This window comes from Roseibium sp., from assembly GCF_051016195.1.
Classification (GTDB): Bacteria; Pseudomonadota; Alphaproteobacteria; order Rhizobiales; family Stappiaceae; genus Roseibium.
In genome coordinates this window covers 6,273,754-6,285,651 of sequence record NZ_CP134616.1, presented here as the reverse complement: position 1 = coordinate 6,285,651, position 11,898 = coordinate 6,273,754, and the positions used below count along the sequence as shown (strand labels likewise).

Below are 11,898 nucleotides of genomic sequence, written 5' to 3'. Positions count from 1 at the left end.
TTCACTCGGGCGGCGTCTTGCCTTCCATCAGCGCCATCAGCCGATCGAGAGGCCCCGCAACCGCGTGGATCGTTCGGGTCGAGACCTTGGCGTAAAGGGCGGTTGTCTCAAGCTTGCTGTGTCCAAGCAGAACCTGGATGACCCTGATATCGGTGCCGTCCTCCAGAAGGTGTGTGGCGAAGCTGTGCCGTAATGTATGCGGGCTGACACGTTTGCGGAGGCCGGCGACCTCGGCCGCTTCCTGCACTGCGCGATGCAATTGCCGTGACGAGATCGGATCGGTGCAACTGCGTCCCGGAAACAGCCAGCCATGGGGCAGCATCACGCCGCGCCGCTTTCCTTCGCGCCACCATACACGCAAAAGCTCCAGGAGTTGCGGTGAGAGCATGGCGTTGCGGTCCTTGCGTCCCTTGCCCTGTTCGACGCGGATCAGCATGCGGGTCGAGTCGATATCGTCGACCTTGAGATGCGCGACCTCGGAGACGCGCAGGCCCGCGCCATAGGCAACACCGAGCGCTGCCTTGTATTTGATGCCCGGTGCCGCCTCGAGCAGTTGAGCGGCTTCCTCCACACTCAACACCTCGGGCAGCTTGCGCGGGTTGCGGGTGATCACCAGAGTTCGCGACAGATCCCGTCGGTTCAGCGTTACTGTGAACAGGAAGCGCAGCGCCGAAACCGTGCTGTTGATCGTCGCCGGACCTACGCCGGTCTCATGCTGGTGCAACTGGTAGTGCCGGATGTCCTCCGTGGTCGCGGTGTCGGGAGGACGCCCGAGGAAAGCGGCGAAGTTCCGGACGTGGCGAACGTAATCCTGCTGTGTATGGGAGCCCAGGCCCCGCATCACCATGTCTTGCTGCATGCGCTGGCGTAGCTGTGTGATCGGGGCTTCGGTCTGAAAGGTCGTCATGTTGAGTTCCTCCGGTTGAAAGGAACTCCATGCTCGGACCTTTGCCTCTACCTGCCCAGAGCCTCAGAGAAATCCACCAAACCGCGCCACGTGCACCCTCCCGCGAAGCGGGTTCGTGCATGGGGGCGCAAAGCGGACTGGCAGTTCACAAGTTCAGCCCGTCTATTCTGGGACCGGATACTGACTGGCCAGTTGCGTCCGAAAAGTCATTTAAGCGGTCGTTCACGCTGAGCTAGTTCGCGGTTGGTTTTGGCCTGAGGCGGACGTTCAAGGACGAAAATCACACTCTGGAACACGTTTGCAGATAGCGAGCAGAACGGTTGAAAAACAGTCAATCAGCCTTCACCCTACCTTAGGTTACCAATGTGTCAGGGAATGCCACCATTCATTTTGTGAAGACGAATTCAAAAGACTGTTCTACTTTCGTGCATTCGCTCTTTGAAAGTTCCAGTTGTTTTGTAGCGACGATATTCTGTTGTGCAAGTAACGCAAGCATTTGGGTCAGCGCCATGAAAGTATGACTTGTTCCAGTTCCTGATTGAACCTCGTTGGTCGATTGTTGCTAGCGCATGCTGCGGGTATGCTGTAGCCTTGAGTAATTAAAGGGTGGTGACTGGAGAGGTTACCCATACCCGGCAGAACTACTTTCCTGATATGCGATGAGCGGCTGAACTCTCAGGGCGTCCAATTTTTCCCCTTCCATGGCTTCGACGCATTGCAACTATTTGGAGCAGTCTGTCGAGTTGTGTTGATGCCTAAGCAGCAATACGATCATGCGCCACGTTTAACAGACAAATGAAAATTCGTTCGAGCAAACCATGTCACCATCCAGCAGCAATTCAATAAAGATAGCCAGCTTGTTCTCCAGAACCGGTGTCACCGCGATCACTGAGAAGAGTTTGGGCAATGCCGTTGCTTTGGCGGTGAAGGAAATTAATCAAAACGGTGGTGTGAACGGCAGATTGCTTGATCTCGAGGAGTGCGATCCAAAATGTGATATCAGGCTGTACAGATCCGAAACGCAGCGCCTCATAGACAGCGGCGTTTCCACGATTTTCGGCTGCTACATGTCATCAACCCGGAAGGTCACGCTACCGATCATCGAACAGCAAGACAAACTGCTGTTCTACCCGACTTTTTACGAGGGATTCGAATTTTCCCCGAACTGCATCTACTCTGGCGCAGTTCCCAACCAGAACTCCATCTGGCTCGCAAATTACCTGCTCGAAAATTATGGCGACACGTTCATTCTTGTCGGTTCGAACTATGTTTTCCCTTATGAATCCAACCGTGTGGTGCGCGATTTTATTGCCAACCGCAATGGCTCAGTACTTGACGAAATCTATATTCCTTTGAGCCCCACTCAAGCCGAGATCGACAAGGTAATAGACAGGATCAAATCAGCCGGTCCCGTTGTGGTAATTTCCACGATCGTAGGCGAAGGCCTTGTGTCGTTCTATCAGTCCTATCAAAAGGCCGGCATTGATACATCCATAAGTCCAATCGGTAGCGTAATAACCGGTGAAGTTGAGTTCGAGGAGGTGGGGCTTGAGGCATCCATCGGGCACGTTACGTCCGCGCCTTACTTCAGTTCCATCAAAAGCACTCAAAATGCCAGATTTGTCGCGCTCTACCGTGAAAGTTTCGGTGCCGGGAGCCCAATCTCCGCGGCAACGGAAGCGGCCTATATGCAGGTGCACCTGTTTGCCGAGGCTGCCCGCTGCGCGGGTTCTAGCGATCGTGAGAGCATTCTCCGAGTGCTTCCGACTTTCAGCCTGGATGCGCCACAGGGTTCGGTTCGGGTCAGCCGAGAAAATCATCACACCTATCTGTGGCCAAAAGTGGCGGTTGTGAATGGCAAGGGCGAATTCGATATCGTGCAGAATGCACAGACGTCGATTCGACCCGATCCCTACCTGATTGATTTCGACCAGACCTTTGGCCAGGAATTTTCTTCGTCTCTGCCGCTACGCTCGGGCATTCCTAGCTGATGGCGTTCAAGCTCAAAGACCTTCGTGACCTTTCTGTCGTCGTTTTTCATCCGCCAGACAGGGATGGACAGGCTCTCCTGGACCAGCTCACGCGGATCGGTTGCCGTGCAGAAATACTCTGGCCACCGTCAAGGCCTCTTCCTGCGAGCACCGAAATCGTTTTTGCAGGCGTTTTTTTTGATACGCAGCGGGAACTAAAGTCAGTTCTCAGGAAATTCAAGGGCTCTCCGCCAACCATAATTGCCATTGTAAATTATGAAAATCCGGCGATGTTGCAGATTGTGCTTGAGCTTGATGCCTACGCGGTCATTTCCAAGCCGATCAAGGAATTCGGCATGCTGACCAACCTTGTGTTGGCCCGCTCGAAGTGGGAACAAGTCCGGCAACTTTCAAACAAAAACAATCGCTTGGAAAAAAAGTTACTGGCTCAGAAGAAGATAGCTGATGCCAAGCGGATCATCATGGATGCGCATGCTGTCAACGAGCAGGAAGCCTATAGCATCCTGCGCAGTGAGGCGATGACAAAGCGGGTTTCGATCGAAGAGATGGCCATTACCTTCATCAACGCAAATAATCTCTTGTCAAAGCGTAAAACTAATATATAGTTTAAGTATTGGCGGGCCAACGACGCCCCGCAAAACTCTCACAGAAAAACTGACTGATACTATTGCGATTAATGCGCCTAAAGAATAGGCATATTATTTGTAAAATAGGAAAGCTAGACTTTGGAAGCGCGAAGCCATCGCATTCGTGAGCAGTAATTCTGTGACTTTTGCTAAACTTTAAGTGATGAATACATGTGCTGCGATGCACAAATATAGATCATCACGCTCAGCAAGTTCCGCACGCTTGCCGCAAGCCTCAACTGAAAAATTTGTCTCATCAAATCAACCCCTTGCGACAAGAAACATCGCAATCGTTGGCGGTGACGGGCTCGAACAGGCTGAGGAAAAAAATTTCACTGTGATGAAAAATCAGGCTGGAGAAAGTCCGTACGACCACCCTGTATCCCGGTGACTGAGATTGATCGCAAACTGAGAGGACTAGCAGATATGTCTATCACTCGACGCAAGTTGCTGAAAACATCCGCGCTCGGCGCAACGGCCCTGGCAGCCCCACATGTATGGCTGCCCGGCTCGAAAGAGGCGTGGGGTGCAACGCTCAAGGACGGCGAACCGATCAAGGTGGGGTTGCTGTTCTCTCTCACCGGCGCTCTTGCGGTACCCGAAGAAGATTCCACCCTGGTCATGCAATACGCGATTGACGAAATCAACGCAGCAGGCGGTGTCGCCGGCCATCCGATCGAGCCGGTGATCGTCGATGCAAAATCCGATTTCAAAGTCTATTCCGAAAAGACGCGCGAGCTTATCCTGCGCGATAAGGTCATCTCGATTTTTGGTTGTTACACCTCTGCAAGCCGGAAAGCCATCCTGCCGATCGTGATGCAAAGAGACAACCTGCTTTTCTATCCGACTTGTTACGAGGGCGCGGAGTGCACGCAAAATACAATTTGCACAGGGCCGCTCGCCAACCAGCACTCGTTTGACCTGATACCTTACATGGTCAAGGAATTCGGACCCCGCGTTTTCTTTGTGGGCTCCAACTATGTCTGGCCGAAAGAATCCAACAAGAATGCGAAGGTCTGGCTGGAGCGTGCCGAAGGTGAGCTTCTTGGTGAAGAGTATATCCCACTTGGTTCTTCTGAATTCGGGCCGGTGCTTGAGAAGATCCGGGCCGCCAAACCCGATTTCATTTTCTCCACCGTTGTGGGTGCGTCCGACATTGCCTTCCATCGCCAATTCAAGCAGGCAGGCCTAGATGCCGAAACGATGCCGATTGCTTCGCTGACGACCGGTGAAATTGAAACCAAGGCGATGGGCGCTGAGTTTGGGGCCGGTCATTTCCTGTCCGCTCCATATTTCCAGAACATGATCAATCCAACGAACGAGAAGTTCGTCGAAGGGTTCCTCTCCAGCCCCTACGGAAAAAACGGCACGACTCATTACAATATGGAAGAAACCTACATCTCGGCATACGTGTTCAAATATGCGCTTGAAAAGGCAATTGCCGAAGTCGGTATCGATGACGTTACGCCGCCCAAAATTCGGGACTCCGCAGCCGGTGTGCGAGTGGAGGCGGATGTCTCCCCGGAAGGTCTTATCTGGATCGACGAAAACAACTTCAATACCTGGTTGGTGCCAAAGATTGGCCAGTGCCAATCCGACGGTAGCTTCAAGATTGTAAAGGAAGCCCCCGAGCACGTCGCACCGGATCCATATTCGATCTATCCGGATATCGGGACGTGTACTGCCGAGGGGCTCAAGGCGCCCGACGGCACAATAAAAACAGACGTTATCTAAGTTCCAAGACCGCAGGCGGGCTAAACCCTCCCTTGCCCGCCTGCAACCCGTTTGATCTGACTGAAAGCAAGAGGGATCCTGATGGATATCGGCGCGATTTTGAGTGCTTTGGTTCTTGGATTGAGCATTGGCAGCGTGTTCTTGATCGCTGCCCTAGGACTAGCGATCATCTACGGCACAGCTGGCGTGATCAACATGGCGCATGGCGAATTTATCATGCTCGGGGCGTACAGCACCTATACGCTGCAGACCTATATCGGATTGCCGTTCTTTCTTTGCATACCCCTGTCCTTTGTCACTGTTGCCATCATCGGGCTGATTATCGAAAAATTACTCATAAGCTATCTCTACAACCGTCCGCTTGACACTTTGCTGGCAACCTGGGGCGTATCTCTCGTGCTGATGCAGGGGGTGCGGCTGATATTCGGCAGTGACCCGAAATATGTTCAAATGCCCGCGTTCCTTTCGACTAATCTCGACTTTGGACTTGTCAACGTTTCGACGTTCCGAGTGTTCGTTCTATTCGTCTGCTTGCTGCTGGTTGCTGCAACCTGGTTCGTCTTTTACCGCACCACATTCGGAGTAAAGGTCAGGGCCGTCACGCAAAACAAAGAGATGGCAGCCTCGTTCGGAATAAACTCGAGCCGAGTCTACACCATGACATTCGCGATCGGAGCGGGTCTTGCCGGTATGGCAGGCTCGCTGTTCGGTGCAATGAACATCGTGCTACCGACGATGGGTACGAGCTACGTCGTTGAAGCTTTCCTCATGGTGGTCGCAGGTGGGGGCGGTCTTCTTGGCAGCATTCTGGCGAGCGGTCTAACCGGTCAGATCCAGTCCATCTTTGCCTTTGTCTACAACGACACGTTCGCGAGATTTCTCGTTTTCATTCTGATTGTCGTGTTCCTGAGGTTCCGGCCGCACGGAATGATCAGTACCGGAGCCACCCGGCGCTAAGCAGGCGTTCGCCGCAGGACATATGCACCGCAAAGCCGGTTTTACGGAGTTATAGAAATCGTGAGACAGAATCCATTTCACAACGCGAAACTGCAATGGGGGAGTTATGCTGTTTTCTTCGCGTTGTTGGCAATGATACCCACGCTGCTGGACGACGATTTCCTGCTGAATCAGCTGTCCACATATGGCGTCTACGGCATATTGGCACTGTCGCTCAGCCTCTGTTGGGGGTTTGGCGGGATCCTCAACCTGGGGCAGGGCATTTCTTTCGGGCTCGGTGCCTACGGCATGGCAATGACCATGCAGATGCAATCGCAAGACGAAGCGGATCCCATACCGCCTTTCATGCTTAATAACGGACTCGATGAACTGCCGACTATCTGGGAACCGTTTTCCCACACTGGTACCGGTATTTTTCTAGCGCTTCTGGTTCCGACGCTCTACTGCGTCGTGTTTGGCGCGTTGATGTTCCAAGCACGCGTCTCGGGGCCATTTTTCGCCATTATGACCCTCGCAATGTTGAGTGCGATCTACACGGTCTTTATTGATCTGCAGCCATACACAAACGGTGTCAATGGAATAACGCCACCGCAAATACTTGAGCTTGGATCATTGTCGGTTGATCCTTACTCGAAAACGTCTTTTTGGATGGTTTATCTCACTCTGCTCGTCTGCACGGTCGTGGCGAAACTGATCACACAGAGCAAGTTCGGACTGATTGTTCGAGCGCAGAAGAACGATGCTGAGCGTGTCCGTTTTCTTGGTTACAACGTCGCGGTCTACGAAACCTTCATCTATGCCATATCTGGCCTGATGGCAGCTCTCGCCGGATGCTGTTTTGCAGTTTTGACGCAATACGTCTCGCCCGGTCAATTTGACGTAAGTTTCAGCATCTCCATGGTGATCTGGGCAGCTATTGGCGGGCGTGGGTCCCTGCTCTGGGCAATTCTCGGTGCCTTCATCGTGCAGGGAGCACAAAGCTACCTCGGTGACGAGTTTCTCAATACCTGGATCCTCATCCTTGGCTTCTTTTTCATCCTAGTCGTGCGCTTTCTGCCCGGTGGCCTGGCGGGGCTCGTCGAGCTGATCCTTGGACGGTTGGCTTCTATAGGGCTAACCAGGCCCGGGGATGTCGGCCAAAGCGTCAAGTCTGCAGAATAAAAGGGCTGAACATGGTTGGTGTACTGGAAATCAGAAATCTGCAGAAAAACTTTGACGCAGCAAAAGTCATTAACGACTTCAGCATGTCCGTTATCGAGGGCACCCTTTGCTGTCTGGTCGGACCGAACGGAGCCGGAAAAACCACAACCATGGACCTGATAACGGGACGGCTGAAGCCGACTTCCGGCAACATTGTTTTCCGCGGCGCTGCGATCACGGGTGACAGCGAGCATCTTATCGCGCGCAGAGGCTTGGGGCGAAAGTTCCAAATTCCGTCGATCTTTAAGGAACTGACGGTCGCACAGAACCTTGAAGTCGCTTTTTGCCAAGAAGTCAGTGCGTTGCAAAATCTTTTCAGCTTTTCACGAAAGCAAAGCGATGAGCGAATGCATGCGGTGGCCAATATGGTTGGTCTCTCGGAGCGGTTGGCAGTGATTGCCGGTACGTTGTCGCACGGTGAGACCCAATGGCTCGAAATTGGCATGGTGCTGATGCAAGACCCGGCTCTTTTGCTGTTGGATGAACCTGTTGCTGGAATGACCGAACACGAAATCGCCAAAACAGTGGAGATCCTGAACGAACTGAAAAAGACCAAGACGCTGATTGTCGTCGAACATGACATGGGTTTCGTCAGGGAGATCGCCGATGAAGTGATCGTCATGCACATGGGGTCCCTGCTGGCACGGGGAACGATCCAGGACATCGAAAAGGATGAACGGGTCAGAGATGTTTATCTCGGAACGGAGGATCATTGATGCTTCTGGATCTAAGAAATGTCTCCTCCTACTACGGCGAAACCCGCATTCTGCGAAATGTCTCGCTTGGCGTTGCGAAAGGTAGTTGCTTGTGCGTGCTCGGCCGAAACGGTGTTGGTAAGACGACGCTGGTCAGAACGATCATGGGACTGACGGACAAAACAGAAGGTGCGATCGGTTTGTCCGGGACCGACATCGCGCAACAGCGGACAGACGAGCGTGCCAAATGCGGCATTGGCTACATTCCTCAGGGGCGGCAAATCCTCGGGAAGTTTACGGTTCGCGAAAACATCCTGCTGGGAACTTTTGCGCGTAGGGAAACGACTGAGAAGATACCTGACATATGCTTGGATCTCTTTCCCTATCTCCGGGAAAACCTGGGCCGTCGCGCAGGTTTGCTGTCCGGTGGCCAGCAGCAACAACTGGCCATTGCCCGCGCCCTTGCCGTCGATCCGCAGATCCTCCTCCTGGACGAGCCCACCGAAGGCATTCAACCGAACATCGTGGCAGAGATCGGCGAGACGCTGCAGATGCTCAACAAGGAGCTCGGTATCTCGCTCATTTTGACCGAGCAACACATCAAGGTTGCCCGGAATCTCGGTGATGCCTTTGTCATGATCGACAACGGGCGCGTGGTGGAATCCGGAGGTATTTCCGAACTGACCGACGATGTCGTGGAGCGTCATATGACGGTCTGACCGGCATCAGGCAATAAGCAAACTCAAGAGAGAGGGGAAGACGACATGATCAAGATACCGCCCAAAGGCAGCCCTGAACGGGATGCCCTGATCGCCGAGCACCGGGCCTGCATTGATTCCATGAAGGGTGTTGCCGGCTGTTCGATCCTCAAGTGTGGCACACCCGGAGACACGACCGAGATCAGCGGCGGTGTCCATGAAAGCCCTTTGCTGAAACGTGTCCTGATGCGAATGCGAGGCGAAAACACACCCGGCAAACTCATCGTCATCTGTACGAAGGTCGAAGAAGAATGGAAGATCGCGCGTCTATCCGGCATACGCGGTGTCCCACCCGAGTTCATTGACGACAAGGTCTATACGGACGAGCAAGAAATCCAGCACGAAATATTTCTTATGCGTCTGGACGAGTTGCCGGAGTCTGCAGGTATGCCGGAAGACTATCACGAAGGCTGGAAACGCCGGAACGACAACTGGCCAGCGACCTGAGCTTAGCTGTAGCTGCGGCCTGACCTGAAGGGCTGCATTTTTAACATTCTGCAAGAACGGCAACGCGCTTCGGCGCGAACGGGGAAGTTATGCCCGGTCGCAGGAAGCGGCCCCGTTCAGAGTTGGGAGAGTTTTTATGACTGCAATGAAACTGACGGGCTATGCCGACAAGTTCGGTGTGAACCCCGGTGGAACCATCAAGTTTTACGTCAATTGCGACGGGCCTACGAAGTATAAGGCCGAGATCGTTCAGATGATCAATGGCGACACCAACCCGAGAGGGCCGGGCTTCATTGAAAAGCCCGTACCGGGCGGTCTGGCTGAAACTTTTGCAGGCAAGAAGCAGATCATTCACAGCGGTTCCTACGGCTTTGTCGAGGACACGAAGGCGCTGAACGTCGAGAGCTTCACATTGCAGTGCTACGTTTGGCCGACAACGCCAATCACGCACCCGAAATACTGGAAACACGGCGCTCAGGGTCTCGTCACCAAATGGGCAGGCGGCAAAGGATACGGTCTTTTCATCAACGATAAAGGCCACGCTGAAGCGCGTGTCAATGGGGAGAAGGTTGAGAGTCCGACACCGCTGCGGGACCACGCCTGGCACTTCCTTGCAGCGACTTTCGATGCGGCGACCGGCAAACTGACGCTTATCCACGAACCCCAGATCCAGTATGCGCTCGATCCAGTGATTGAACCCATTGAAAAGACACTGTCGGGCGGGATCGAAAACACATCCCTTCCTCTGGCACTTGCAGCCTATACCGTGGAGGCGACCGATGATCCCTTGGCAAAGTCCTCGCTGCCGGCCGGCGTCGTGTTCGCTGGAAAATACAACGGCAAAATCGACTCCCCGCGTCTTTGTTCCAGGGCTCTGACTCGCACGGAAATCGAAATGATGAAACTCGGCGCACAGCCGGGTCTAACGGAACGGCGCAACAGCGGGCCTACCGGAGCACTTTCGGAGGTCACCGTCGGGGCCTGGGACTTCTCGGTCGGTATCGACAGTATCATGGCGACCGACTGTGGCCCTTATCGACTCGATGCAACACTCGTCAATTGTCCAACGCGCGCGATGACCGGCTACAATTGGTCGGGTACGGTGTTCGATTGGAAACAAGCACCCGAGCAATACGGCGCCATTCACTTCCACGACGATGATGTCGACAATGCGCGCTGGGATGTCGACTTTGAATGGACCGTTCCCGAGGATTGCTCGAGCAAGTTCTACGCTGCGAAGCTGACGACCGAAGATGGTGACGAGGACTACATCCCGTTCTGGGTAGTACCGGAAGTCGGCAAGGAACAGTCCAAGATTGCCTTCATGGTGCCGACGATCAGCTATATGGCTTACGCAAACGAGCATGTCGCGTGCAATGCCGGTGGCGCGGAACTGTTCATCTATCGGGTGCCAATCATGCAGCACCAGAACATGTTTCTGTCCGAACATAGGGAATATGGCGGCTCGATCTACGACACTCACACGGACGGGTCAGGCATCTGCCTGTCGTCGCGCCTTCGGCCGATCCTGAGCATCAGGCCTAAGTACGATCACTTCCTCGCGCAGGCACCGTGGCAGTATCCCGCTGATCTCCACCTGATCTACTGGCTCGAAACAATGGGCTATGAGTACGATGTCTTCACGGATGAGGACTTGACCTACGACGGTGTCGCCCGGATTGAAAACTACAATGTGATCATCACGGGCTCGCATCCGGAACACAACTCGGGCACCCAGCTCGATGCGCTTCACAACTACACGCAGCGAGGCGGACGGCTCATGTATATGGGCGCTGATGCCTGGTACTGGATCCATTCCTTCCACCCGGCCTACGAAGATCTCGGCCGGGGCGTGATCACAGAAATGCGGCGATGTGAGTCCGGCATACGAACATGGCGCGCCGATCCAGGTGAGTACTATCACCAAGGCACCGGCGAACTGGGCGGCATGTGGCGCTATCGCGGCCGGTACCTGCATTCCGTTGCCGGTGTAGGCATGTCGTCCGAAGGTTTTGATATCTCCTCCTACTTCTCCCGTACGCCAGAGAGCAACGACGAGCGTGTCAGTTGGGCATTCGAAGGTATCGAGTACGACGAGAAACTCGGCAATTTCGGTCTGGTCGGCGGCGGCGCAGCCGGTCTTGAACTCGATATTGTCGACACCATGCTCGGTTCGCCCCCGCACACGCTCACGGTCGCGACGTCTGCGGGGCGGCACACGGAAGCCTATCTGCTCGTGATGGAAGACTTCGGCTTCAACCAACAGGGGCTCGATGGAACGACACATCCGCGCGTCAGAGGTGACATTGCCTATCACGAAACGCCTAACGGTGGCGCGTGCTTCTCGTTCTCGTCGATTGCCTACTGCGGCTCTCTGCCCTGGAACAATTGCGAAAACAACATTTCGAAGCTGACGGCGAATGTTCTCGATCGCTTCATGGTGTCCGGACCGCTGCCGCCGCCGCCAGCGGACGCGATCAAGTATCGCGGTCGCGCTGACCACTGACCGTGCGATCTAAACCGCAGAGTCGCGGCGCATTTGTGATGCCGCGACCCCGCCAGGTCGTGCACAGACAGGAGACA

10 protein-coding genes are annotated in these 11,898 nt (G+C 54.2%); 9 read left to right on the top strand and 1 reads right to left on the bottom strand.

Features of this window, described 5'->3' with window-relative positions:
• Position 1: 1 nt before the first annotated feature.
• Positions 2 to 907 carry a tyrosine-type recombinase/integrase gene (locus RDA78_RS28505; protein ID WP_434053053.1) on the bottom strand — a complete coding sequence of 302 codons (906 nt, stop codon included), beginning with the start codon at positions 905 to 907 and terminating at the stop codon, positions 2 to 4.
• A gap of 818 nt (positions 908 to 1,725) precedes the next feature.
• Between RDA78_RS28505 and RDA78_RS28500 the strand changes: the two genes are divergently transcribed.
• From RDA78_RS28500 to RDA78_RS28460, 9 genes are all read left to right on the top strand, one after another.
• Positions 1,726 to 2,898, top strand: a complete 1,173-nt coding sequence (locus tag RDA78_RS28500; protein WP_434053113.1) for a transporter substrate-binding domain-containing protein — start codon at positions 1,726 to 1,728, stop codon at positions 2,896 to 2,898.
• A complete protein-coding gene (locus RDA78_RS28495; protein ID WP_434053112.1) occupies positions 2,898 to 3,503 on the top strand; it encodes an ANTAR domain-containing response regulator in 606 nt (201 codons plus the stop codon). Before RDA78_RS28500 ends, RDA78_RS28495 begins: the two co-directional genes overlap by 1 nt.
• A 447-nt stretch (positions 3,504 to 3,950) precedes the next feature.
• Positions 3,951 to 5,258 carry a transporter substrate-binding domain-containing protein gene (locus RDA78_RS28490; RefSeq protein WP_434056230.1) on the top strand — a complete coding sequence of 436 codons (1,308 nt, stop codon included), beginning with the start codon at positions 3,951 to 3,953 and terminating at the stop codon, positions 5,256 to 5,258.
• 81 nt (positions 5,259 to 5,339) lie between these two features.
• Positions 5,340 to 6,215: an urea ABC transporter permease subunit UrtB gene (gene urtB, locus RDA78_RS28485; RefSeq protein ID WP_434053111.1), complete on the top strand. Its 876-nt coding sequence runs from the start codon at positions 5,340 to 5,342 to the stop codon at positions 6,213 to 6,215.
• A 60-nt stretch (positions 6,216 to 6,275) separates the two neighbouring features.
• Positions 6,276 to 7,376 carry an urea ABC transporter permease subunit UrtC gene (urtC, locus tag RDA78_RS28480; protein ID WP_434053110.1) on the top strand — a complete coding sequence of 367 codons (1,101 nt, stop codon included), beginning with the start codon at positions 6,276 to 6,278 and terminating at the stop codon, positions 7,374 to 7,376.
• 11 nt (positions 7,377 to 7,387) lie between these two features.
• Complete coding sequence (gene urtD, locus RDA78_RS28475) at positions 7,388 to 8,131, top strand: urea ABC transporter ATP-binding protein UrtD (RefSeq protein ID WP_434053109.1); 744 nt, start codon at positions 7,388 to 7,390, stop codon at positions 8,129 to 8,131.
• Positions 8,131 to 8,829 (top strand): urea ABC transporter ATP-binding subunit UrtE, encoded by a 699-nt coding sequence (urtE, locus tag RDA78_RS28470; protein ID WP_434053108.1) that lies wholly within the window; start codon positions 8,131 to 8,133, stop codon positions 8,827 to 8,829. The genes urtD and urtE overlap by 1 nt, the downstream gene beginning before the upstream one ends.
• A gap of 45 nt (positions 8,830 to 8,874) precedes the next feature.
• Positions 8,875 to 9,315 (top strand): N,N-dimethylformamidase, small subunit, encoded by a 441-nt coding sequence (locus RDA78_RS28465; protein WP_434053107.1) that lies wholly within the window; start codon positions 8,875 to 8,877, stop codon positions 9,313 to 9,315.
• 136 nt (positions 9,316 to 9,451) lie between these two features.
• Positions 9,452 to 11,821, top strand: a complete 2,370-nt coding sequence (locus RDA78_RS28460) for a N,N-dimethylformamidase beta subunit family domain-containing protein (RefSeq protein ID WP_434053106.1) — start codon at positions 9,452 to 9,454, stop codon at positions 11,819 to 11,821.
• The last annotated feature ends 77 nt before the right edge of the window (positions 11,822 to 11,898 follow it).